The organism is uncultured Marivirga sp. (assembly GCF_963974845.1).
Taxonomy (GTDB): domain Bacteria; phylum Bacteroidota; class Bacteroidia; order Cytophagales; family Cyclobacteriaceae; genus Marivirga; species Marivirga harenae.
Genome location: NZ_CAXBEQ010000001.1, coordinates 87039 through 112690 on the forward strand (window position 1 = coordinate 87039; position 25652 = coordinate 112690).

At 35.2% G+C, this 25652-nt stretch carries 23 protein-coding genes; 15 read left to right on the plus strand and 8 right to left on the minus strand.

The annotated features are described in order from the left end of the window. Positions 1–48 precede the first annotated feature (48 nt). On the plus strand, positions 49–1347 hold the full coding sequence (locus tag AAC601_RS00355) for a thioredoxin-like domain-containing protein (RefSeq protein WP_340152167.1): 1299 nt from the start codon (positions 49–51) through the stop codon (positions 1345–1347). A gap of 45 nt (positions 1348–1392) precedes the next feature. Here the strand turns inward: AAC601_RS00355 and ftsH are convergent, their stop codons facing one another. Both ftsH and rsfS read right to left on the minus strand, forming a co-directional pair. Next, positions 1393–3474: an ATP-dependent zinc metalloprotease FtsH gene (gene ftsH, locus AAC601_RS00360; RefSeq protein ID WP_340152168.1), complete on the minus strand. Its 2082-nt coding sequence runs from the start codon at positions 3472–3474 to the stop codon at positions 1393–1395. A gap of 66 nt (positions 3475–3540) precedes the next feature. Beyond that, positions 3541–3894, minus strand: a complete 354-nt coding sequence (gene rsfS, locus AAC601_RS00365; RefSeq protein ID WP_303271802.1) for a ribosome silencing factor — start codon at positions 3892–3894, stop codon at positions 3541–3543. A 59-nt stretch (positions 3895–3953) separates the two neighbouring features. Here rsfS and AAC601_RS00370 point away from each other — a divergent pair, with 59 nt between their 5' ends. The 4 genes from AAC601_RS00370 to AAC601_RS00385 all read left to right on the plus strand — a co-directional run bounded on the left by AAC601_RS00370 (position 3954) and on the right by AAC601_RS00385 (position 8064). After that, positions 3954–4724, plus strand: coding sequence for a biotin--[acetyl-CoA-carboxylase] ligase (locus AAC601_RS00370; protein WP_303271803.1), 771 nt, complete (start codon positions 3954–3956; stop codon positions 4722–4724). A gap of 98 nt (positions 4725–4822) precedes the next feature. Next, on the plus strand, positions 4823–6124 hold the full coding sequence (gene ahcY, locus AAC601_RS00375) for an adenosylhomocysteinase (protein ID WP_303271804.1): 1302 nt from the start codon (positions 4823–4825) through the stop codon (positions 6122–6124). A 99-nt stretch (positions 6125–6223) separates the two neighbouring features. Next, positions 6224–7357 (plus strand): glycosyltransferase, encoded by a 1134-nt coding sequence (locus AAC601_RS00380; protein WP_303271805.1) that lies wholly within the window; start codon positions 6224–6226, stop codon positions 7355–7357. Positions 7358–7365: 8 nt separating this feature from the next. Further along, on the plus strand, positions 7366–8064 hold the full coding sequence (locus tag AAC601_RS00385) for a class I SAM-dependent methyltransferase (protein ID WP_303271806.1): 699 nt from the start codon (positions 7366–7368) through the stop codon (positions 8062–8064). Between the two features lie 210 nt (positions 8065–8274). On the opposite strand, the gene AAC601_RS00390 is transcribed toward AAC601_RS00385, so the two are convergent. Genes AAC601_RS00390 through AAC601_RS00400 form a run of 3 tightly spaced genes read right to left on the minus strand, consistent with a single transcriptional unit; the run spans position 8275 to position 10945 of the window. Further along, positions 8275–9372: a glycosyltransferase family 4 protein gene (locus tag AAC601_RS00390; RefSeq protein ID WP_303271808.1), complete on the minus strand. Its 1098-nt coding sequence runs from the start codon at positions 9370–9372 to the stop codon at positions 8275–8277. After that, positions 9369–10133 (minus strand): glycosyltransferase family 2 protein, encoded by a 765-nt coding sequence (locus tag AAC601_RS00395; protein ID WP_303271809.1) that lies wholly within the window; start codon positions 10131–10133, stop codon positions 9369–9371. Before AAC601_RS00395 ends, AAC601_RS00390 begins: the two co-directional genes overlap by 4 nt. Next, the gene (locus tag AAC601_RS00400) at positions 10130–10945 is read right to left on the minus strand and encodes a hypothetical protein (RefSeq protein WP_340152169.1); all 816 of its coding nucleotides are present in this window, start codon (positions 10943–10945) and stop codon (positions 10130–10132) included. The genes AAC601_RS00395 and AAC601_RS00400 overlap by 4 nt, the downstream gene beginning before the upstream one ends. A 231-nt stretch (positions 10946–11176) precedes the next feature. Between AAC601_RS00400 and AAC601_RS00405 the strand changes: the two genes are divergently transcribed. The 6 genes from AAC601_RS00405 (at position 11177) to AAC601_RS00430 (ending at position 17008) form a co-directional block, all read left to right on the plus strand. Next, the gene (locus AAC601_RS00405) at positions 11177–12118 is read left to right on the plus strand and encodes a glycosyltransferase family 2 protein (protein WP_303271811.1); all 942 of its coding nucleotides are present in this window, start codon (positions 11177–11179) and stop codon (positions 12116–12118) included. An 84-nt stretch (positions 12119–12202) separates the two neighbouring features. Next, entirely contained in the window at positions 12203–12775 is a 573-nt protein-coding gene (locus AAC601_RS00410; protein WP_340152170.1) for a sigma-70 family RNA polymerase sigma factor, read from the plus strand. A 72-nt stretch (positions 12776–12847) separates the two neighbouring features. After that, complete coding sequence (locus tag AAC601_RS00415) at positions 12848–13108, plus strand: zf-HC2 domain-containing protein (RefSeq protein WP_303271813.1); 261 nt, start codon at positions 12848–12850, stop codon at positions 13106–13108. Continuing rightward, on the plus strand, positions 13105–13683 hold the full coding sequence (gene gmk, locus AAC601_RS00420; RefSeq protein ID WP_340152171.1) for a guanylate kinase: 579 nt from the start codon (positions 13105–13107) through the stop codon (positions 13681–13683). Before AAC601_RS00415 ends, gmk begins: the two co-directional genes overlap by 4 nt. A gap of 4 nt (positions 13684–13687) precedes the next feature. Beyond that, positions 13688–14266 carry a nicotinate (nicotinamide) nucleotide adenylyltransferase gene (gene nadD, locus AAC601_RS00425; RefSeq protein ID WP_303271816.1) on the plus strand — a complete coding sequence of 193 codons (579 nt, stop codon included), beginning with the start codon at positions 13688–13690 and terminating at the stop codon, positions 14264–14266. Between the two features lie 69 nt (positions 14267–14335). Further along, entirely contained in the window at positions 14336–17008 is a 2673-nt protein-coding gene (locus AAC601_RS00430; RefSeq protein ID WP_340152172.1) for a DUF5686 and carboxypeptidase regulatory-like domain-containing protein, read from the plus strand. A gap of 4 nt (positions 17009–17012) precedes the next feature. On the opposite strand, the gene AAC601_RS00435 is transcribed toward AAC601_RS00430, so the two are convergent. The 3 genes from AAC601_RS00435 to rplU form a co-directional block, all read right to left on the minus strand. Beyond that, positions 17013–19160, minus strand: coding sequence for a tetratricopeptide repeat protein (locus AAC601_RS00435; protein WP_340152173.1), 2148 nt, complete (start codon positions 19158–19160; stop codon positions 17013–17015). Between the two features lie 310 nt (positions 19161–19470). After that, positions 19471–19728, minus strand: coding sequence for a 50S ribosomal protein L27 (gene rpmA / locus AAC601_RS00440; protein ID WP_303271819.1), 258 nt, complete (start codon positions 19726–19728; stop codon positions 19471–19473). Between the two features lie 8 nt (positions 19729–19736). After that, entirely contained in the window at positions 19737–20048 is a 312-nt protein-coding gene (gene rplU / locus AAC601_RS00445) for a 50S ribosomal protein L21 (protein WP_085518802.1), read from the minus strand. 291 nt (positions 20049–20339) lie between these two features. On the opposite strand from rplU, the gene AAC601_RS00450 reads away from it, so the two are divergent. From AAC601_RS00450 to AAC601_RS00465, 4 genes are all read left to right on the plus strand, one after another. Next, positions 20340–20846 (plus strand): hypothetical protein, encoded by a 507-nt coding sequence (locus tag AAC601_RS00450; protein WP_303271820.1) that lies wholly within the window; start codon positions 20340–20342, stop codon positions 20844–20846. Positions 20847–21216: 370 nt separating this feature from the next. After that, positions 21217–22212 carry a ribonucleoside-diphosphate reductase small subunit gene (locus tag AAC601_RS00455; protein WP_340152174.1) on the plus strand — a complete coding sequence of 332 codons (996 nt, stop codon included), beginning with the start codon at positions 21217–21219 and terminating at the stop codon, positions 22210–22212. 79 nt (positions 22213–22291) lie between these two features. Next, positions 22292–24766, plus strand: coding sequence for a ribonucleoside-diphosphate reductase subunit alpha (locus AAC601_RS00460; protein ID WP_340152175.1), 2475 nt, complete (start codon positions 22292–22294; stop codon positions 24764–24766). A 182-nt stretch (positions 24767–24948) separates the two neighbouring features. Then, positions 24949–25641, plus strand: coding sequence for a DUF4230 domain-containing protein (locus tag AAC601_RS00465; protein WP_340152176.1), 693 nt, complete (start codon positions 24949–24951; stop codon positions 25639–25641). Positions 25642–25652 lie beyond the last annotated feature (11 nt).

The window sequence follows — 25652 nt, forward strand, 5'->3', positions numbered from 1 at the left end:
CTACTAATAGCAAATATTTATAATTTTGCTTATTATGTTAATAAAACTATGAGGGGCAAGCTACTATTCGGCATATTGTTATTTTTTTTTAGTACACTCGAGCTTTCGGCAAGTTCGGTAACATTTAAGCATAAAGAAAATTTCAAAATCAAGCTTCAGGATCCAACTTATCCTCAATTAATAAGCTATTTTCCAAAATTTGCGTACCCAACCTCCACAGAATTTCAATTAGTAGGAATGGATTTTCATTTCTATTTATTGAGTCTGAATGATACTCAATACTATTTATGGATTAAAGACATAAACTTGGATTTTGAGATTGAAGTATCACAGCCTGAAAGGAATGACCAAGACATCTTGATCGTGTCAGTAGAAAACTGGCGATCTGGAAATCTTAGTTTAAGCAATTCTAAACTTAAGAAACTCAATAGTATAGACCTTTATTATTCGAAAGTTTTAGATAGCATAGAACACTTAGCTTTAAGTGATGATAAATATGGAGCTGAAACCGGCTATAAGACTACGGTATGGAGTCATAGGTCTGCTAAGCGTTTATTTAATTTTGCTATAGAGAATTATAATCAGGAGTTTGAGGAAAATATAGTGGGATATTCATCCAATTATGTCAAGTATTGGCAATTGATGTATAAATTATTTTATCAATATTTTCATACCAGTGCTTTTAAAGGATTGAAGAAAATTGAAATGAAATCAGAAATAGAGTCTGATTTTGGGGAGCCCGAATCAAATGCCTTGGTTTTTTATCATTTCTTTAGAATCGGACTGCCTTTATCCGAATTAGAAGAGAATTACCAATTACTTAAAGGTGATTTAAATGATAGGGAAAAAAACATAGTTCAGGAACTGATCCAAATGCAAAAGTTAAAGGAGCTATCTGTTCGATCCGAAATAGATTTTATTTTTGGAATTGACATAGACGGAGCAATGGAGAACTATATTGCCCGTGATTCATCTGAAAGGTCGTATTTACTAGTTTTTTGGTCAATCTGGGATACAGACATAGCCCACGAATTTAATTTGTTAGAAGATTTAAAACTAGAAGTAAAGGACAATTTCAGATTCGTGCATATCTGTATTGATGCTTATGAAGTGCCTGAAAAAACCAAAGCATTTATTTATCAAAATAGGATAAGAGGTCATCATTTATTACCCGAACAATCTAATGCCTTTAGAAAAAGTAGATATAAAAATGACTTAAAAATACGGAATTTCCCATTTTACATAATTTTAGACAAAAAGGGTGAATTTATTGAATCAGAGTCAATGTCATTAATTATCAGTGATCGTCTTGAAGAAAAGTTGATCAAAGCAGGTGCAAAAAAATAGCTCTACAATCATTGTAGAGCTATTACTTTTTAGATAAATGGATTCCTACTTATCCTCTTTTTTATTTTCTGAGTTTGAAGATTCGGAAGTAGTTTCTTCAGCTACAGCTTCATCTTTTTTTGATTTTCCTTCTTTCTTTTCCTGATCTAATTTTTCTTGCTTTTTACCATTGGTATATGCTTCATAAGTTGTTTGTTGAGCAAATGGTCTTTTACCAATTAATTTCTCTAAATCAGATTGGAAAATTATTTCCTTCTCAAGAAGTTGCTGTGCTAAAATCTCCAACTTGTCTCTTTTTTCTGTCAAGAGCTTTTTAGTTGTTACATAAGCTTTGGCTATTAATTTATTAACCTCTTCGTCAATTACCTTAGCAGTATCTTCAGAATACGGTTTCGTAAATTTATAATCACCACCGTCTTTAGAGTCATAGAAAGAAACATTACCGATTTTATCGTTCATACCGTAAACGCTTACCATGCTGTAAGCCATTTTGGTAATTCTTTCTAAATCACTTAAAGCTCCAGTAGAAATTTTACCAAAAACTATTTCCTCTGCTGCACGACCACCAAGAGCCATACACATTTCATCAAATAATTGTTCTGTTTGATGTAAGAACTGTTCTTTAGGTAAATATTGAGCATATCCCAAAGCTGCAATTCCTCTTGGTACAATACTAACTTTCACCAATGGATCTGCATGCTCTAAGAACCATCCTGCAACAGCATGCCCCGCTTCATGGTAAGCAACAATTTTCTTTTCTTCTGGAGAAATGATTTTATTTTTCTTCTCGAGACCACCAATAACTCTATCGATAGCATCTTGGAAGTCATCCATATCAACTGCTTTCTTATTTCGTCTTGCGGCAATTAAAGCAGCTTCATTACAAACATTAGCTATTTCAGCTCCGGCAAAGCCAGGAGTTTGCGCAGCTAATTTCTTCGCGTCCATTTCCTTACTTACCTTTAATGGGCCCAAATGAACTTTGAAAATAGCCTCTCTTCCGATAATATCTGGCTTATCTATACTTACTTGTCTATCAAACCTTCCTGGTCTCATTAAAGCAGAATCCAGTACGTCTGGTCTGTTTGTTGCAGCTAAAATGATAACCCCTGAGTCAGTAGAGAAACCATCCATCTCCACTAATAAGGAATTTAAGGTATTTTCTCTCTCATCATTTGAACCCGGCATTCTTCCACCACCTCTAGAGCGACCAATTGCATCGATTTCGTCAATAAAAACGATACAAGGAGCTTTTTCCTTGGCTTGTTTGAATAAATCCCGTACTCTAGCCGCACCAACACCCACAAACATTTCTACGAAATCAGAGCCTGATAAAGAAAAGAAAGGAACTTCAGCTTCACCAGCAACTGCTTTTGCTAGTAATGTTTTTCCAGTACCCGGAGGGCCTACCAATAATGCACCCTTAGGTATTTTTCCGCCAAGCGTTGTGAATTTGGAAGGGTTTTTTAAGAATTCTACTATCTCTGCGACTTCTTCTTTTGCTTCGTCTAGTCCGGCTACATCTTTAAAAGTAATTTTAACTTTATTTTCCGCGTCAAATAATGCTGCTTTGGATTTGCCGATATTGAAGATTTGGCCACCAGGTCCACCCTGCCCGGACATTCTTCTCATTAAGAACCATACACCAAATAATAAAAATATTAAAAAGCCATAGCTCCAAAACATTTCCGACCATTGGGTTCTTTCTTCTACCTCATAACCAATTCTGTCCCCTTCGGGAACTTGGCTTTCAAGCTGAGCAAAGTTTTTATCGAAGATATCTAAACTAGGAATTTCAAAAGAATAGTGCGGACCTTGTTGATAATTCCAAGGATTACTATTCTCTAACTCCTGGATATATTTTGAATTTTGGAGTGCTTCTTCTTTAAGGAAGACTTCAACTATTCCTTGATTTTTGAGCAATAAGACTTTTTTTACATCATTACTCAAATACATTCTTTCGAATCTTTTTTCAGATATTTTAATAGCACTACTGCTGCCACTAAACATGGATATACCAAAAACCACTGAGATCAAAATAATAATTACCCAAATTTGATAATTAGGCTTTTGAGGGGGTTTAGGTATGATTTTTTTTCTTTTGTTATCTTTTGGTGTTTCTGCCATTACTTTTTACTATTACAATGCTGCTAGCATAACGTTAGCATTTAGCATTATGTTTATGATAATTTTTTATACATTTTCAACCTCGATGATTTTTGCATCGCCCCAAAGATTTTCTAGGTCATAATGTTCTCTTTTGTCTTTTTTGAAAACGTGGGCGACAACGTTTACAAAGTCAATGAGAATCCATTCTCTATTGTTTTTTCCTTCCGACTTCCAAGGGTTCTCTTGTGTTTCTTTGTATACGTATTTTTCTATAGATTCTGAAATCGAATCTGCCTGAGTATCAGAAGTAGCTGAACATATAACAAAGAAATCAGCTACTGCGTTTTTCACTTCCGATAAATCTATGATGGTGATGTCTTGAGCTTTTCTCTCCTGCATTCCCTGCACCACTAAGTTACTTAAAGCCTCTGAATTCATTAATTATTTTTTGGTTTCAAATCAAAAATGTTTATTTGCTGTAAATTTAATAAATAATATTGCATAAAATCTTTGCCAATACTTTATTTATAGGGAAACAAGTGATTTCTCTGCCAAGCTGTCATTCCACTAATGATTTGATGGCACAAATGTCTGCCAAAAATCAACTTCATGAAGGTGCAATTATCATCACAGATCACCAAACAAAGGGTAAGGGACAAAGAGGAAATACTTGGAATTCGCCACAAGGCGAGAATTTAACTTTTTCCGTTTATTTTAAACCAAAATTTTTGAAGCCTTCTCAGCAATTTGAGTTGAATCGAATGGTGTCTTTAGCACTTTTGGATGTGTTAAAAAGACTTGTTCCTAACGCAAACTTGTTTGTAAAATGGCCTAATGATCTTATTGTTAACAAGAAAAAGATTGCCGGGATTCTAATTGAAAACTCCATTAACCAAAACAGCATTTCGGAAAGCATAGCTGGAATTGGGTTAAATGTGAACCAGAGAGATAACCTTTTATCAACTGCTACTTCCTTAGCTTCTCATACTCAAAGGACTTGGGATTTAAACCAGCTTTTGCTTGAAGTTGCCCAAAGAATAGAGCATTACTATTTAATTTTGAGAGGAGGTGATTTCCGATTGATTCATGAGCTTTACGAGGCCAATTTGTATTTGAAGGATAAGGTGGCTTTTTATGAAGATTCGGTAAGTAAATTCAACGGAATTATACGGAAAGTTCATCCTGACGGAATTTTAGAAATTGAAGATGATAGTGGGATTTTCAAGAAATACCAGTTCAAAGAAGTCCGCTTATTGTCAAACCATTAAGCTTTTTATCCAATAAATTCTTAGTCTCTTTATTTATTAAAACTAATGTGGTAATTTTGTGTTGCTTTAATCAAATCACAAGAAGAAAATAAGTTAAGATGATAGATACACAGAATTACAAAGTAAAAGACATTTCCCTTGCTGCTTGGGGAAGAAAAGAGATTACACTTGCAGAGGCTGAAATGCCAGGATTGATGGCTTTAAGAGAAGAATATGGAAAAGAACAGCCATTGAAGGGTGCTAGAATCGCTGGTTGTTTGCATATGACTATTCAAACGGCTGTTTTGATTGAAACCTTAGTGGCTTTAGGTGCTGAAGTGACTTGGAGTTCTTGTAATATATTTTCAACTCAAGATCAAGCTGCAGCTGCTATTGCTGCTGCTGGTATTCCTGTTTATGCTTGGAAGGGCATGACTGAGGAAGAGTTCAACTGGTGTATAGAGCAAACACTTTTCTTTGGAGAAGATAAAAAGCCTCTAAATATGATATTGGATGATGGTGGTGATTTGACCAATATGGTTTTAGATAACTATCCTGAATTAGCAGATGGTATTAATGGTCTTTCAGAAGAAACTACTACAGGAGTTCATAGATTATATGAGCGTATGAAGAAAGGTACACTTCCAATGCCTGCAATTAATGTTAATGATTCTGTTACTAAATCTAAATTTGACAACAAGTATGGTTGTAAAGAATCGTTGGTGGATGCTATCAGAAGAGCAACTGATGTGATGATGGCCGGAAAAGTAGCTGTTGTTGGTGGATATGGAGATGTTGGAAAAGGCTCTGCTGCGTCCTTAAGAGGTGCTGGGGTGAGAGTTATAGTTACAGAAATTGACCCGATTTGTGCCCTTCAAGCTGCTATGGACGGATTTGAGGTAAAGCCAATGAAGAAAGCAGTTCCGGAAGCTGACATTATTGTTACTGCTACCGGCAACAAGGATATCATTACTTCTGATTTATTTGAAGCGATGAAAGATAAAGCTATTGTTTGTAATATTGGTCACTTCGATAATGAAATTGATGTAGATTGGTTACATAAAAATGCGGAGTGGGACAATATCAAACCACAAGTTGATTTAGTTACTATGAAAAACGGTAAGCAAATTATACTTCTTGCCGAAGGTAGATTGGTAAACCTTGGTTGTGCTACAGGTCACCCGTCATTTGTAATGTCTAATTCATTTACAAATCAAACATTGGCTCAAATCGAATTGTGGACTCGTAAAGATAATTATGAGAATGCTGTTTATATGTTGCCTAAGCACTTAGATGAAAAAGTTGCAGCATTGCACTTGGCTAAAATTGGAGTAGAACTAGATTCTTTAAGCAAAGACCAAGCAGATTACATTGGAGTTGAGGTTGAAGGACCATTTAAACCAGAGTATTATAGATATTAAGATATTCATGCTTAATTAACCATTAGAAGAGACTAAATTAGAAGTTTAGTCTCTTTTTTGTTTTATAACTAATTTGAAAAGGGAAGAAAAAAGTAATGTATGAATAGGTTGATTTCTTATGTTCATTCGGTAGATATTACCTCCATGTCACCATCAGTTAATTTTGTGTTTTACAATGCTTTGTCAATTGCTGAAAAAGGTCAAGAAATCAACCTTTATGTTAGAAGTGGGTCAAGTCAGCCCATTAGACCGTATTTAGAAGATAGGTTTAATACAATTATTCCAGAGAATCTTAAGATTCGAACCTTCAAAAGGCAGAAGTTCTCTATTTTCTTTTATTTATTTTGTATTCTAAATCTTTCTAGGAATAAATCTCAACAACTGATAATTACAAGGACATTAGGTTTTTTACCCTATCTGGTTACTCTCAAAAAATCGAACTGGAAAGTTTATTTTGAGACGCATGATTTTTATACCGACCTAAAGGTAAGAACTGATCTGAATTCCAATCGTCTGGCAAGAAAGCAGAAATTAGAGAAATTATTTCTGAAAAAACTGGATGGGATTATTTGTTTAAGCAATGTTCAAAAGCAAGTTTTTAGAAAATATTATCCCCACCAATCTATTAATGTATTTCACACTGGATTAATCATTAGGGACAAGAAGAAACCGACAATTGACCAAAAATATTTGGTGTATGTAGGTTCTCTAGATGCATTAAAAGGTATTTCCAATATATTTAAACTTTCAGAATACCTCGATGAGTCAATAAAAATTAAGATTATTGGAGGTAAATCAAAAGCTGAGATTGCTAAAGTTGAATCGCAAATCACGCAGAAGAGATTGGATAACAAACTTGAGATCACGGGTTGGTTAGATAAGAAGGAATTACATCATCTCCTCCAAAATGCTCAAGCAGGTCTTTTGCCACTAATGGATAATTTTTTTAATCGATATTTAACAGTTCCTTTAAAACTGCTGGACTATTATTCATTTAATTTGCCAGTATTTGCTACCAAATTACCATCTTTGGAAGAGTTCATTGAAAATGCTAATACCGGTTTATTCGTTGATTGGGAAAAGCCAGAACAGGCGGCTCGAGAAATTGAGTCTTTTTTAGGTAATCAGGATAAGATGGAGAATGCTAGGCGAGAGCTGAAGGATGTCGCATTATCATTAAGCTGGGAAACTAGAGCCCAAAAACAAATAGACTTACTAGAAGAAATATTTTAATTAGGTAGATGAATATTATCAGGAAAAAAATACTCAAACAACAGCAGTTATTAGAAGACATCTATGCAGATAGTCTTGTTTTGCAGCAACTGCTAAAGGGTTTTAAAACCTATATACCATGGACACAGTATGCGATTAGACCATTTGCCATATCCATCGTACTGAATGACCTCATTTTAAACAATAGGAAATATTATTTAGAGTTTGGCTCAGGTGTATCCACCTTTTTAGCTGCAAAACTGGTCCAGTTAAACAGCCTTGATTGTAAAATTGTTTCTGTCGAACACGATGATGCATGGTTACAAATTGTGAAAGATACATTAGAAAAAGAGGGGTTAGCTCATCTCGTTGAATTGGTACATGTGCCCTTAAGAAGTCAAGAAAACGAGTTGATTTCTAAAACAGTAAACTGGTATGATAGAGAGGACTTAAAGTTCAAATTGCCCAACTACCAGTATGATGCAATTTTGGTAGATGGCCCTCCTGGTGAAAAGAAAATGAATCGTTTTCCTGCCATAGAGTTTTTAAATGATCATTCACTTTTAGCTTCAGATTTGGTTGTTTATTTAGACGATTTCAATCGACTTGAAGAAAAGAAAATCGTCAAGTATTGGGAAGAAATACTAAATATCAAATTTGATTCTGTACTAAATAAAATTGCAATTGGTACTAAAGGGAAAGGCTTTAAAGTAAGATTGCATAATTAAGAGCTAATTAGGCTTCTCTTGATAAATGAAAACGGCTGGTAAAATTGACTTCACTAAAAAAAAAAGAGGCTTTTTTAGAGTATTGAATTATGCTCAAAACCTCAAAATTTACTATTTTCGCTAGCATTCGGGGTTGTATAGTTTCAGCACAAAATAGAATGCCGAATTATATTGGGTAGCTTTTTGTCCTTTTTTTCATGAGTTCCCTAATTACTTAGATGCCTTAATTTCTTGGTATAAATTAAGGTATTTTTCAGCCATCACTTTTGTATTAAACTTCAATGAATATTCATAAGCATTATGGATCAGTTGATCCTGAAGCTTTTCATCTTTTTTCAATTCAAAAAGGTTTTCGGCTAAACTTTTAGAGTCTTTTACCTCAGCAATAAGACCAGTATCTAAATTTTTGACCAATTCGGGAATACCACCTGCCTTGGTGCCTACTACAGGTACTTTTGCCGCAAAAGCATCTATTACACTAGTACCTAGGCCTTCTGTCTTTGAACTAATGAAAAAGATGTCTAACGAAGGCAAGACCTCTTCTATATTCTTTAGAAATCCAGTGAAAATAAAGTAATCTTCTAGTTTAAGTTTCTTAATGTAATCTTTGATTTCACGTTCCAGTTCGCCTTTTCCTATGATGAAAAACTTCACTTTTTTATCGAAATTTTGGATATAATAATAGGCACTGTCCACAAAAGTAAAATAATCTTTATGAGGAGCTATCGCACTTGTGTTTCCGATTAAGGTGATGTCATCAGCAATTTTATATTGCTTTCGAAGAAAATCATTTCCAATGTGGGCTTCAAATTTTTTATGATTGATAGCACTGTAAATAGTCACACATTTTTCTGGCTGCTTGGTGGTTCTTATTACTATTTCTCTTATTGCATCAGAAACGCAGGCGATCTTTTTAATTTTAGGAAATGTGTATTTGTGCTTCGAAAAGAAGTTATTTTTCAATTCAAAATCTACTCTTCTCGTTAATACCACGGGCGTTTTATTACCTAACAGATACGATAAGTAGGCAGTGCCATGAGAATGCGAACTATGTACGTGTACTATGTCAATTGATAATTCATGACATAATTTTTTTAACCCAATCCCTGATTTGAAATCAGTGGAATTTTTCATGTTGAGAGGGTAGTGTTGCCATCCTTTTTCAATGCATAGTTCTTCGAATTTTGAGTTGGGTTTGCAGGCCACAAGTGGTTCAACTCCCATCTTATCCAATTCTTCAATCAGATAAGCAATTTGCTGCTCTCCTCCTCGCCAACTAGATTCAGAACTTAGGTGAAGAATTTTCATTTCTTTGATTTTAATTGCCTGTATTTGGCGTATTTTAAAAATTTTGCCGTAGCTGAAATCACGGCAATGCAGAGACCATAAAACCCATCCAAAAATCCCAACTGTAAGATGTATCTTTTAATGAAAATAAAAGGAGGATCGAAAATCATCTTAAAGGTGGCCGATGACTTTTCATCTGAATTCATAAGCTGACGAGCTGCAATTTCAGAGAATTTATTGACTTGATTAATATGTGCACTTAAGCTTGCAATCGTATAATGCAACAAATCTGCTTTAAGATTTCCCGCTCGTAAGTCAGTATCTAAAATAACTTTGTCATGTGGATTATTACCGCCCCATTTCCCTATTTTTCTATTCCATAACCTAACTTTTCTGTCAGGGTACCAACCGCTATGTTTAATCCATTTCCCACAATAGTTGTTTAACCGCGGCATTGAGTAGGCTTGGAAATCAGTTTGATCGAACGATTTAATAGTCTCTATTTCAGTTTTCAAATGATCGCTTAAACATTCATCAGCATCCAAAGAAAGAATCCATTCATGCGCTGCTTGCTCAATGGCAAAATTTTTCTGTTCAATATGTCCCGGGAATTCATTTTTGATAAATCTGACTTGCTCGTAGGACATACATATAGTCTCTGTTTGATCAGTGGAATGACTATCCACCACGACAATTTCATCAGCAACTTCAAGTAGAGACTCTAAGCATCTTTTGATGTTCTGCTCCTCGTTAAAAGTGATTATAGTAGCACTTATCTTCATGCTGAATATTTTTGAGCAAATTCAATGCATTTTTGCCAATCTTCCTGATAAAATTCTGCTACCCTCTTTTGATGGTTTGCATCAACCAAAGGTTCAGATTTAGATTTTGGGATTAGGTTTGCACCGTAAAGCACCAAATGGTTGATGAGCCATTTTGAACGGTAAACAATAAAAGTTATAATTCTATTGGAGTAGTGAGTTTCTTTATCTTTATTAATGGGACTAAATTTCTTTACCAAACGCAACTGATGATCACTATAGGCCGAATGCTTCGGTTTTAGATTAATGTCAGCGATCGAATATTCTGCATTTAAATAATTTGAAATTCGATCTAAAAATTTCTCTGAATTCAGTTTTAAATCCTCATGAAACAGAACTAGCGGTTTTTTAGTAAAGTGATCCTTGATAAAATCGAGCATCGGGAAGAAGTATAGATCCTTTTGTTTCCATGCGCCATGATCATTTTCCAAGTCTATAAAGTGATTAAAATTCTGTTTTCCTCCATTTTTCACATATCTTCTGTATTGTGAGGCAATCCAACTGTCGTGTCTTCTTAAAATAATGATGATGTGAGTGTCTGCAGAAAGCTTAGCTATTTTTTCTGTTTCAGTGTAGAATTGTCTGTCAAATTCCCTTGAAAAGAGATATCTGTTATGCTCCCCTTTTTTCACTATTTTTGGAAAAAATCTGTAGATCTTTGAGGGTGTGTAATGAATACCCCTTAATTTTGGAAAAAACCGAGACTGCAAAAAAGTAGAGGCGGTTTTACCAAGACCAACATGAAAATATAGTTCTTGATTATGGGAATTCATTTATTTCCAAGATTTGTAAGAGAAGATAAACACGAAATTACTCAAAATTTAAGAAATTGAGTAATTCTATTTTGTCAAGTTCATCATAAAGATGAAATCTGTCAGGTTTTAAGAAATTATAGTATTGTAGAACATCACGTTTTATCATCAATATCAGTTACAATCCTGACAGGTTTTGATAAATTTGCTAATGTCAAAAATTGAGTAAATAAAATTAAAAATTTAGGCTAGATGAAAATTAGTGGATTTACGATGGTGAAAAATGCAGGTAAACTGTATTACCCAATTAAGGAATCAATCGCATCGATATTGGATATAGTCGATGAATTTGTAGTGGCCTTGGGTGATTGTGATCCAGATGATAATACAAGAGAGCTAATATTGTCCTTGGGAAGTCCTAAAGTCAAAATTATAGATACTGTTTGGGATACGGAAAAATTTCCGAAAGGAATGGAAAATGCTCATCAGACAGATATTGCAAAAGAAGCATGCTCCGGAGATTGGCTTTTCTATCTGCAAGCAGATGAGCTTATACATGAAAAATACCATACTGAAGTTGTTGAAAATTGTAAGAAGTATCTGGATGATGAGCGCGTAGAGGGGTTTTTGTTCAAATACACCCATTTTTGGGGAGATTACAATCATTATCAGCATGAACATGGTTGGTATCCTTGGGAAATTAGAATTGTTAGGAATAGAAAAGATATCCATAGCTGGAAATCAGCTCAATCTTTTAGGAGAATCCCAAATTTTGATGGTGTTAATTACAGGGTTAAAGAAGGGACTTATAAGTTAGGGGTGAAAAAATTAGACGCCTACATCTACCATTATGGTTGGGTGCGCCCACCAAAATTAATGACAAAAAAATCTGCCTCTTTAAGTCGAATTCATTCCAACAAAGTAGATGAAAATGATTTCGAGAAGCCCAAAAACTTTGACTACGGTTATATGTTAAGATTCCCCGAGTTCAAAGGGACTCATCCAAGGGTGCTGCAGGATTGGATAGAAACTATGGATTGGCAGAATGAATTAAACTTCACAAAAAAAACGAAACAAAAAAGACAAATTTCAAAGACAAAAACCATCAAAAAGCAATTACTAACTTGGGTTGAAAATAATATCCTCGGGGGCAAGAAGTTATTTACAACTAAAAATTACAAATTAGTAAAGTAAGCTTTTAGATGAGCGCTTAAAAACATAACCTTCTCACTAATTTTTGGTTATATACAATAATTAAACTATTCTGTGGGAGAGCGCATGTCATACGAAAGCAAAGATAAAAAAAGAGTATTCAATGAGGAATTCATGCCTCATATTGATGCGATGTATAATTTCGCCTTTAGGCTTACTCTAGATGAAGATGATGCCAAGGATTTGGTACAGGAAACCTTCATGAAAGCTTATAGATTTATTAATTCTTTTGAAACGGGAACCAATGCTAAAGCTTGGCTGTTTCGAATCTTGAAGAACAGCTTTATAAACAATTACAGAAAGAAAAGTAAACAGCCGAACAAAGTTGACTATCAGGAGGTAGAAACCTTTTACAATTCTGATTCTGTAAATAAAAATATAACAACGGATTTGAGAGTTGAAACTGTTCAACATTTAATTGGCGATGAAATTACCAATGCACTGAATTCATTGGACGTGGATTTCAGAACAGTTATAATATTGTGTGACTTAGAAGGCTTTACTTATGAGGAAATGGCTAAAATCTTAGATATACCAATTGGCACAGTAAGAAGCAGGTTACACAGAGCAAGAAATTTATTAAAAGAGAAATTGAAACAGTATGCTAGTTCCTTAGGCTATAAGGATAAGCGAAAATAATTGAAACAGATTTTTTGTAGAAAGAAACATTCGGCATATTTGCATTAGAAAGCTAACAGCCAAAATTTTTTAATGAATAAGCAAACCATGGAAGTTGAGCAAAACCAAGCGTGTACAGAATTGCTACAATTAGTAATAGACGGACAAGCAACAGCAGAGCAACATCAAGAATTAATGAAGCATCTGGAACGCTGCGAAGAGTGCCGTGAAGAATATCTGCTGAGTAAGTCAATTACAGACAGCCTCAAAAACCATATTAAACCCAATTATTCTCCTAACGGTTTAGCAAACACAATTCAAAGTAAGATTTCTGAAACAGCCTCATTAAAATGAAGAAGAAGAAGGGTAAAGCCATTATCTTTTCTGCTCCCTCTGGCTCAGGAAAAACCACCATTGTTCAGTATTTATTAGATACAAATCCTAAGTTGGGTTTTTCAATATCAGCCTGCACTCGCGATAAAAGAGGCAGAACTGAAGTTGATGGGGTGGACTACTATTTCCTTACCGTTGAAGAGTTTAAAAGACGGATTGATAAAGATGAGTTTGTAGAGTGGGAAGAGGTGTATGAAGGAAATTTCTACGGAACGCTGAAAAAAGAGGTTCAAAGGATTTGGGATGCTGGCAAAGCTGTAATTTTTGATGTGGACGTTAAAGGTGGATTAAAACTAAAAAAATATTTTGGTGAAGATGCATTGGCGGTCTTCGTTAAAGTGCCTTCCATAGAAGTATTGGAAGAAAGATTAACAAATCGAAATTCTGAATCTTCATCTAGCTTATCACAAAGACTTTATAAAGCTAAGTTTGAAATGACTTTTGAAAAGGAGTTTGATGTTACCCTAGTAAATGAAGATTTAGAAACGTCACTTCAAAAGGCAGAGGACATGGTGTCGGGCTTTATTGAAAAATAAACTCATGAGTAAAAATGTAGGTCTATTCTTTGGTTCTTTTAATCCGATACATGTCGGACACCTGATCATTGCAAATACCATGTTGGAGGAGCCCGATGTGGATGAAGTTTGGTTCGTGGTCTCGCCTCAAAGTCCTTTCAAAAAACAGAAATCTTTAGCTCATGAATTTGACCGCTATGATTTGGTGCAATCAGCCATTGCTGATAATTTCCAAATGAAAGTGACTGACATAGAATTTAATATGCCAAAGCCTAGTTACACGAGCGATTCCTTAGCCTATTTGACCGATCAAAACCCCAATCACCATTTTAAATTAATAATTGGGGAAGATAATTTAAAAAGCTTTCCTAAGTGGAAGAACAGCGAAGTCATTTTGAGGGACTATGGATTGTTGGTTTATCCTCGTCCCAACGCGAAAAAATCAGATTTGGATGAACATGAAAATGTACGTTTTGTCGAGGCACCGATGATGGATATTTCAGCTACCTTTATTAGGAAGTCTATAAAAAATAATCGTTCAGTGAAATATTTAGTCCCTGAAGAGGTTTTAGATAGGATAAAAGGAAAAAAGCTTTACATATAATCTTTTTCAATTAAGCTTCTATTAACAAGCTTTACTTTAATATCTTGACCCTTCATTTGAACCCACAATATGAAAAAACTATTTACCGCCTTTATTTTAGTAGGTTTAATATTTCAAATCAAAGCCCAGGGTGTCCGAGGAGTTGTTTATGGTGATGATGGAGAGCCCCTGCCTTTTGCAACTATCTATGTTGAGGAAACTGGTTCAGGTACGTCCACAAATCAGGAAGCTTACTACGAATTACAATTACAAGCAGGAGACTACACACTTCAATTTAAGTTTGTCGGTTATGAAACGGTAAGGAAGGAGATAACTGTAAAAAATGAGAATAGCCGGCTGGATGTGGTTTTACCAAAACAAAGTCTGCTGTTGGATGAGGTAACCACAACGGCCAAAGCAACTGATCCTGCGAATTGGATGATGAGAAAAGCTATAGCCAAAAGCAGTTATCATCGTCAGCAGATTGATGCCTATGCGGCAACAGTTTATGTGAAGGGCAAGGGTAGAGTGACCGACATTCCATTTTATTTGACAGGAATGCTAAAAAAGGAGGGAATTGATACGGAAACTATGATCATAACTGAGTCTGTTAGTGAGGTGAGTTATCGAAGACCCAATCAGTTTTCTGAAAAAGTGATCTCAGTTTATGCTTCAAAAAAGACCGATTTTAATGCAAACCCCATGCGATTCATAGCGGGTAGTTTTTATCAAGATGAAATTGCATCTGTCATTTCACCTCTTTCTTCCAAAGCATTTCGTTATTATCGATTCAAGCATTTAGGAGCTTTTATGGATGGTGAATATTTAATTAATAAAATTAAAGTAATACCCAAAGTACCAGCTCCTAATGTGTTTGAGGGTGAAATTCAATTGGTTGAAGAGGATTGGGCCCTATTCAGAGTGGACTTGGATGCTCAAATTGAGTTAGGAATTAAGGTCAGAATCCAGCAAGTCTACCAAAATATTAATGAATTAGCTTGGATGCCTATAACGCACCAATTTGATGTGGATGGTAAATTAATGGGAGTAGGTTTTGAAGGGAAGTATTTGGCCTCCATGAGTAAGTATAAAATTGAGTTAAATCCGGCATTACCAAGAAATATCAAGATTTTAGATAAGGATGATGCCGAGCAGGGCAAAATGACAGAAGAAATTATTGTTGAGGCAAATGAACTGGTGAAGTCAGAAAAGAAGGGAAAGGTTGTGGTGAAATCTGAGGACTTAGCAGACATCATGAAAGATTATAAAAAAGCTCAACAAGATTCCTTGGCTAAGCAAGACATCATTGGGGTATATGATTATAAAGTTGATTCCTCTGCCTTTAATCAAGATTCCAATTTTTGGGCGCAAATCCGTCCTATTCCACTATCTACTGATGAAACCAGAGGCTATGCCAAGATTGACAGTTTAAATACTCTAATTGAAGAAGATCTGTCTAAAGATTCTGTTAAGTCTGCTAAGAAATCATCTTTTCAAATTACTGATATTTTAGTTGGGGGAGATTATAGATTAGATAGCGCAAGTAAACTTTACTTTAAAATTTACAATCCCTTTCTCAATATTCATTACAACACAGTGGAAGGCTTTAATATTGATTACAGCATAGGTTTGAAAAAGTTTATCCCTATTAAGCACGATACTACTCAAAGGAACGATGAAATTGACAGAAGTTATTACAATTGGAGGTCTTATGCGTTATTAAAGCCTACAGTAAGATATTCAGTTGCTCGCAATAAATTTATTGGGAAAATCCTGGCCAAATATCAATTCAAAACAGGTGATATATCCTTTAGGGTAGGACGTTATGTAGAACAATTCAACGATGCCCCTGCCGTTTATCCACTACTCAACACAAGCTTCTCGACAATATGGGAGCAGAATTTCATGAAGCTGTATGAAAAGGATTTTATGAAACTAAATTATGAAAGAAGATTCTCTACGAAATTTGAGATGTCTGCTGAATTGGAGTATGAGGAACGAAACAGGCTAAATAATAATGCAGATTTCAGATTAATTGACTGGAGACGGGAATTTACGCCTAATTTTCCTGTTAATATCAATCCTGTTGATGATTTTGACGGACAAACGGCATTAACTGCAAATGTTAAATTTTATTATAAGCCGTTTGTAAAGTATGTGATTAGAAACGGAGTGAAGCGACCCGTGACCCAAAGACCTACACGCTTTTCTCTTGAGTATTATAAAGGCTTTAAAAATCTTGCAGGAAGCAATGTGGATTTTGATCGATTGGTAGTTGGATATAAGGATGAGTTTGATTTTGGTGCAAAAGGCAAGACTTATTTTAATACTAATATTGGCGCATTTCTCAATAATAGTAGCTTAGGCTTTATGGATTATGCTCATTTTCCTGGAAATCGAGCATTTATAACTCAAAACGATCCTGTGGAATCCTTTAGATTATTGGATTACTACAGGTTTAGTACCGATCAGTTTTATGCACAAAACTTCATTTTTCATCGGTTTAGGAAATTATTAATAACACAAATCCCTGCTACGCGCTTTTTGGGTCTTAAAGAGGGAGCTTTCTTAAACTACCTTTACACACCAGATAGTAACAATTATGCAGAGCTAGGTTACTCTTTGGATGGTATTTTGAAGTTTTTCCGTATTGAAGTGGCTACTCAATATGAAAATATGAAATATAAAGGTTGGGGAATCAGAGTCGGGATATCTACTAGTCTGGGAGGCAACATATCTGTCAATGTGCAAGATGATGAATAATGGTTTAAATGACCTTAGGTAATTCTATTTCAAAAACTGTGTGAGTATGGTCCTCTGGATGGATATTGAAATTTCCATTTAATTTTTGAATACATTGCTTTACTGTGTATAGGCCGATGCTGATATTCTCAAATTCATTCTGGGCTTTAGAAAAGCCTTTCATCAGTTTGTTACTCTCCTCGTCAATCAACTTTAGATCAAATAATTTAAAGATCATGCTGATGCTTTGAGGTTGATGAGTAATGGAGAATTGCATTTTATAGTCACTTAGATTCTCGCTCTTCATGAACTGGATTGAGTTTTGTAAAATATTGAACACTATCAGCTTAATGATGGACTCATCAGAGTAGAATAAGAAGCTATTCTCAATGTCGATGCTGAGATCGAATTTCCTTATATTCTCAATATAAATTACTTCATTAAAGGCTTCCTGCACAATAGTTCTAAAATCTATTTGGGTGTTTTCAAGCGTTTTGTCATGTAATTCACCAATTAATTTTAGTTCTTCAATAATTACATTCAATCTCATAGCTGCTTTATCCAGCATACTAAAATAATTCAAGGCTTTGGCATCTTCTACATCTCGTAGGGCTAGGTTGCAAATACCCATCAATCGTACTATTGGCCCTTTTATATCATGGGAAGATTTGTAAATAAAATTATCAAGTTCTAAACTGGTGGATCTTAGCCTGTCATTGACCGTTTGTAGTTCTATATTACGCTGATCAACAGTCCCCGCTAATTGTTCATTTAAGATTTCGAGCTCATCTTTTTGTTGACTTATCACATTTTTTGCTTTCTCTAACTCCTTTAAATTCAGTTCTAAATACTCCTTTTGTGATTCTATTTCCTCTTTTTGAGCCTCAACCTTATCATTTTGCTTTTTAAGCGTATTATTTATTTTTTTATTTCTCTGGAAGATTAAAACCAATAAAATTGAAAAGGGAGTTATTAATACGAGTAGAGAGATGTAAACCAAATTTTGAAATTCCTGTTCCTTTAATGCAATTTCACTTTCTTGCAATCGCATTGTGTTTTCATTTTCTGTTAATTTTAACGGAGTTAAACTCAAGTTTCTCCTTAGTACATTTACATACAATGAGTCTTTGAGTTTTCCGTTCATCCTCAACAGATCATTTGCTTTTTCAAGATTTCCCGATTTTTGATGAATCATTGCCTCGATTTCATGAATTTTTATGACTAAATCCTTTGCTTTAATTTTAGTAGCTATGGAATCACTTTTTTTCAATAAAGCTAAAGACTTTTCTGATTCGCTTTGCATAAAAGATAGTTTTGCCAACCACAGATAGATTTCACCCATGCCTTTTTGGTCTTTGATGGATTTTCTGATTTCAAAAGATCTATTGAGGTAATAGACAGCTGAATCGTATTGTTCCTTGAAAAGCATGACCTGGCCCATTCCATAAAGAGAGACAGCATGCCAATTTCTATTTTCATAGTTTTCCATATGTTGTAAGGAAGATTTAAAATACATTTCGGCTTTTTCGAATTCAAATTGTTGAAGGTGGGTGTTCCCAATGTTATTTTGGGAATATATTATTAAATCGTAATCGTTATTTCTTTGAGCCACCTGAAGCCCTTTCCGGAGGTAATGATGGGCGCTGTCGAACATTAGCGCCTTCTGATAAACTAAGCCGATATTGTTCAATGTATGTTCTAAACCATATTTCACGCCTATTTTTTTCTTCATTTCATAAGATCGTATTAAATACTCCAATGCATTCTGATAGTTTCCGAGACTGATATTTACAAATCCTATATTGTTTAAGGCATTGTGCATTAAGATAGAGTCGTTAAGTTGACTGGCTATTTCCAAAGCTTGGATGTTATATTGCAATGCTTTTTCGAATTCACCTTTATAATTATATGTACCTCCTAAAAGCCTTAAAGACTTGGAAATATTGACTTGATCATTTAATTTATTGGAAATAAAAAGTGCTTGTTCAGCATACTTTAGAGCGGAATCTGGCTGATTTAACCAGTTTTCAAATATTAGTAAGTGGAGGATCTCAATTTTTTTTTGCTCATCGGAGTTTGATAATTGCAGTCTCAGACTATCAGTTTTTTGTGCATTGACCAATTGAATATTTATCAATGTAACTATGATGGTATATAAAAGTCTGACTTTCAAATCAATAACGTTATTTACTTAGTGCCATTTAATATAATAAATAAATTGATGATATAATAGTTATTAATTACAGCTGTATACGGAAGAGCATTTTAATAGATGTAATATGGTTGGGGTAATCGTGTTCTTGTTATTCTCTCACAGAAAGAAGTGCTAAATCTTACAGTTGATTAGGCTATTAGTCATATAGCGTGTTTAAGAATACCCTCTGTAATAAGCGGAAGTGGAGTTTAGATTTATTAATTTAGAGTTATAAAAAAAGCCCTTCAATAGAATTGAAAGGCTTTGAATACAATTTTTTTAATGAGACCTAATTAACCGGTTCAATGGAAACGTAAGATCTATCTTTTTTGCCTCTTTTAAATTGAACCACTCCATCAGTAAGTGCAAATAAAGTATGGTCTTTTCCCATACCCACGTTATTGCCCGGGTGATGAGCAGTACCACGCTGACGAACCAATATGTTTCCTGCTATTGCAGCTTGGCCACCATATATTTTCACACCTAATCGTTTACTTTCCGACTCTCTTCCGTTTTTGGAACTACCCGCTCCTTTTTTGTGTGCCATGGTTTATATTATTTTGAAATTTTTTCGATTAAAACTTTTGTGAAATCTTGACGATGTCCATTTCTTTTTTTGTAGCCCTTTCTTCTTTTCTTCTTGAATACGACTACTTTATCGCCTTTAACATGACCAAGGATTTTCCCTGATACCTTAGCGCCCTTTACTAAAGGTGCACCTACTTCGACTTTTCCATCATTGTCTACTAACAATACTTTGTCGAACTCTACGGAAGCGCCATCTTCACCCTCCATCTTTGGAGCGTAAACGAACTGGTCTTGCGTTACTTTGAACTGCTTTCCGGCTATGTTTACAATTGCGTACATTGAAATAATTGTTTTATAAAGTATACTATTTCCCAAAAGGAATGCAAATATAGTGATTTTATTTATAGTTACAAAAGCTTATCTATTATGAGCGGTATTTTATCACTCAATCGTTCTACACATTTATTAAGCGATTATATCTTCGCTTTAATTAGGCTGAAATGCAAGCAGTATAAGCTATTTATTAGCTTTAAATTAATATTATATCTTATTAGGCGCTTGATCTGCTTGCTTAGTTTGCTTGAAATGCTTTATTTTGTATAGTAAAGACAACTATAAAATATCGGACAAATGAAGGTAAACATTCCTGAGAAATATACTGACTTATATATAAAGGCTTTAGGTGATAAAAAAAAGGCTTTGCAAATGAAAATCAATCAATTTAAAGCCGAGATCGAGGAGATTGATAGCCATCTTTCTAACCTGGTGAATCTCCCTCTATTTCAGGAAAATGAGACGCAGAATTTATTGCATCAAAAAACAAATGCTTACCATGATCAGTGGGCTTGGACTAAGAAAATCGCCTATTTTATCGATTTTAAGCGGAAATTGGTGAAGACCAATGAAGTTGTGGATTTTATCATGGAAAAGGAAGCTGATCTCAATAAATCTAAAGTAAGAAGCTCAGTTTCAGCTGCATTATCTAATAAAATGAAGAAGGGAGTTTATCGTAAATTTGAAGACCCCGTTTCGGGCAACACATATTACGGTCCAGTCGCTTTTTTCTTAAATCAGCATGAACCGCAAATCGAATTTATGCCTGAAGACCTGAAAGAGAGGTTGTTGTATAATAATTAAGGATGTAATAAAGCGGTTCTACTGGCATTTTTTTAAAGGCTAATTTGCTTGTGCTTGTGGAAAACTTTTGCAACTTTTTTTAATGATTGAATACAGCCGAAATTCCCCTAAGTATTGATGAGATAAAAGTATATAAAGAACTAAGAATCAAGTAAATATGTACTTATCCACAGCTTGCTGTCCATAACTTTTAGACCTTTGATTTTTCAGCTTTCTTCCTAATATTTGTAAGCACAGCCAAGAAAATAGGGAAGAGAAAAAAGATTTTTGACTGCGTAATTTTTTCTATCTGCTTTAGTAAGAATTCATTAGCCTAAACCACCCTGTTTTCTTTGAAGAATTTATTAAGTAACTAAAAAATATTTCAAAGATGAGTGAAGTAACCACATTCCAAGACGAACCAATTTTGAAGGAGAACAAAGACCGCTTTGTTTTATTCCCTATACAACATAAGGATATATGGGAATTTTATAAGATGGCGGAAGCTAGCTTTTGGACGGCTGAAGAAATTGATCTGAGTCAGGATATGAAGGATTGGGAAAACCTAACCGAAGGAGAAACACACTTCATAAAACACGTATTAGCATTCTTTGCTGCAAGTGATGGTATCGTAAACGAAAATTTAGCAGAGAATTTTGTAGCTGAAGTTCAATATACTGAGGCCAAGTTTTTTTACGGGTTCCAAATTGCAATGGAGAATGTGCACTCTGAAACCTACTCTCTTTTAATTGACACTTATGTGAAAGATAATAAGGAGAAAAGCAGTCTTTTCAATGCCATTGATACGATGGACTGTGTGAAGAAAAAAGCAGATTGGGCATTACGCTGGATAGATGAAGGAAATTATGCTGAAAGACTAATTGCCTTTGCTGCTGTGGAAGGTATTTTCTTTTCTGGAAGTTTCTGCTCTATCTTCTGGTTGAAGAAAAGAGGCTTAATGCCAGGTTTGACATTTTCTAATGAGTTAATTTCTAGAGATGAAGGTTTGCATTGCGATTTTGCTTGTTTGCTTTATAATGATCATCTGGTAAATAAATTATCGAAAGAGAAAGTGACTTCTATCATCACAGATGCGGTAGAAATTGAAAAAGAATTTGTGACTGATTCATTGCCCGTTAAATTAATTGGAATGAATGCAGATTTGATGTGTCAGTATATCGAGTTTGTGGCCGATAGATTATTACAGGAATTAAAATGCGATAAAGTGTATGGCTCAAGTAATCCATTCGACTTTATGGAAATGATTTCATTACAAGGTAAAACCAACTTCTTCGAAAAGAGAGTAGGGGATTACCAAAAAGCAGGTGTAATGAAAAAAGAAGAAGATAGCGATAAAGCTAAATTCTCTTTGGACGAAGACTTCTAAGATTTTTCTAGGCGTGATTCCCGCGAAGGCGGGAATCTCATTAAAACAAATACCTATAACCCCATAAAATAAATAAAGCATGTTAGTTGTAAAAAGAGACGGTAGGAGAGAAACCGTTAAGTTCGATAAAATTACTGCCCGCATAGAGAAACTATGCTACGGCCTAGATCTTAATTATATTCAGCCAATTGATGTGGCCAGAAAAGTAATTAACGGTATTTACGATGGCGTAACTACCCAGGAATTGGATAACCTAGCAGCTGAAACGGCTGCTTCCATGACGGTTAAGCATCCTGACTATTCTAAGCTTTCCGCCAGAATTGCCATTTCCAATTTGCATAAAACTACAAGTAAGTCTTTCAGCAATACAATGAAAAGACTTTACACTTATGTGGATGCAAAGACAGGACAAAACGCACCTTTGCTTTCTACTGAAACTTACGGTATCATCAAAAAACATGCGGCTCAATTAGATTCTGCTATTATCTACGACCGTGATTTCGGATATGATTTCTTTGGTTTCAAGACCTTGGAGCGTTCTTACTTAATGAAAGTGGATGGTAAAATTGTAGAGCGCCCGCAACATATGTTGATGCGTGTAGCTATCGGTATCCATGGGGAAGATATTGAATCAGCCATCAAAACGTATAATTTGATGTCTGAAAAGTGGTTTACACATGCTACTCCAACACTTTTCAATGCAGGTACTCCTAAACCACAATTGTCATCTTGTTTCTTATTGACCATTCAAGAAGATAGTATAGATGGAATTTATGATACTTTAAAGCAAACGGCTAAAATCTCTCAATCAGCTGGAGGTATCGGACTAAGCATCCACAATGTAAGAGCAACAGGTTCATACATCAAAGGAACCGGTGGGGTTTCCAATGGTATTGTGCCTATGTTGAGAAACTTTGACATGACCGCAAGATATGTTGATCAAGGTGGTGGAAAAAGAAAAGGTAGTTTTGCTATCTACCTTGAACCTTGGCATGCTGACATTTTCGATTTCTTGGATTTGAAAAAGAATCATGGGAAAGAAGAAATGCGTGCACGTGATTTATTCTACGCCATGTGGATGTCAGATTTATTCATGAAGAGAGTGGAAGCCAATACCGAATGGACTTTGTTCGATCCGAATGAAGCACCAGGATTGGATGAAGCTTATGGAGATGATTTCGAGAAGCTTTATGAGAAATACGAAAGAGAAGGAAGAGGAAGAAAAACGGTTAAAGCACAAGAGCTTTGGTTTGAAATCCTGGAATCTCAGATTGAGACAGGGACTCCATATATGTTGTATAAAGATGCGGCTAACAAAAAGTCGAATCAGAAAAACTTAGGTACAATTAAGTCTTCGAACTTATGTACTGAGATTATGGAATACACGTCTAAGGATGAAGTAGCTGTTTGTAATCTGGCTTCTATTGCCTTGCCAATGTTTGTGCAGCAAGATGAAGACGGACAGAATTTCTTCGATCATGATAAATTGTATGACATTACTTATACAGCTACAGTAAACCTTAACCGTGTAATCGATGTGAATTATTACCCGGTAAAGGAGGCGAAGACGTCAAATATGAAACACCGACCAATTGGTTTGGGTGTTCAGGGATTAGCCGATGCTTTCATGTTATTGCGTTATCCATTCGATTCTGAAGAGTCAAGAAAACTGAATAAAGAAATCTTTGAGACCATTTATTTTGCTGCTATGACCGCTTCTAAAGATTTGGCGATCAAAGAAGGGGCGTACGAAACTTATAAAGGATCTCCGGTATCTAAAGGGATTTTCCAATTCGATATGTGGAACGTAACACCTACCGAAAGATGGGATTGGACTACTTTGAAGCAAGAAGTGAAGAAAAACGGTGTGCGTAACTCGCTATTGGTAGCGCCTATGCCTACAGCTTCTACTTCTCAAATCTTAGGAAATAATGAGTGCTTTGAGCCATATACTTCAAACATCTATACCAGAAGAACATTATCTGGCGAGTTTGTAGTAGTGAATAAGCACTTAATGCGTGACCTGATCGAAAGAGGCTTGTGGAATGATAATATGAAGAACAAGCTGATTGCAGCCAATGGTTCAGTTCAGGATATTGCTGAGGTGCCGGCTGATATCAAAGAATTGTATAAAACAGTTTGGGAGATTTCTCAAAAGTCAATTATTGATATGGCAGCTGATCGTGGAGCATATATCTGTCAGTCACAGAGTATGAACTTGTTTATGCAAGATCCTAACTTTGGTAAAATGACTTCTATGCATTTCTATGCTTGGAAGAAAGGCTTGAAAACGGGTATGTATTACTTGAGATCTAAAGCGGCAACAAGTGCAATTCAGTTTACGGTTGATAAGAGTCAATTGGGTGAGCCGCAACCGGAACAGAAGCCACAGGATATCACACAAAATACGGATACTAAAGTGACCAGACCTAGCAATCCAAGTCCGGGACAAGGACCACAAGCTAGTAATGAAGATGACTTAGCAGCGCTTAAAGCAGCGCAAGTTGCTTGTTCATTAGATAACCCTGATGATTGTGAAATGTGTGGGTCTTGATTAGAATCTAGAACCTAGATTCTAGATGTTAGACAAAAGTATTAAAGATAATAAACACACACTGTTTATTCATAACCGAAAGCCACCTGGGAGACTGGGTGGTTTTTTGTTAGTAAGCTACTATTTCCAAATCTCCATATCCTTCCTTAAATTTACTTTTGTATTCACCAAAACAGCACCAAATGAAAAAGTATCTGTTTACCGCCCTAGTTGTAACATTAATTGTAGCTCCACTAGCAGTCTGGGCTACTTTAGAGCTGCAGCATCCAAGGAAGTACTTGGAAGAAACACAAGTGAAAGAAGTAATCCTCCAACAAGATTTTCATGGAGCTAAAGTAGTATTGAACGATGTCTATTTTGTGCATCGAAGGAACAAACCCAACCGACCTATTATTGCCTATTATGAAATTCCTGTGGAAATTTCCGCTTTTGTGGATTTGCAACAAATGGCCGTGAGCAGTGATGATAATCAGAATATTGAAATTCTATTGCCTGATCCGCAATTAGATGAGCCCAATTTTCAATGGGACAAAGCAGAATTTGAAAGTTTGAGAATGTTGGATTTAGACATTACGCTCTTCGAAAACAGAATGGAGGCAGCTATGAAGGAGATTAGAGAGATAGAAGAATCGAGGAAAGATATAATCACCGAAGCAGCATTAAAGTCTGGTATCTTGCAGCTTACCAAACTACAATTATCGGAAGTATTTGAAGCTATTTTCCTACCGCTAGATCAAGAAGTGAGCATTCGCTTTGCTGGAGATGAGGAGAAGGATGAGTTTGAAAATTCTATAAAAACTTCCAAGGAAATTTTAAGTGATTTGGAAAAGGAATTGATGTCTTTTGATACACAAAAGGATATTGGGATGGAATAAAACAGCATTTA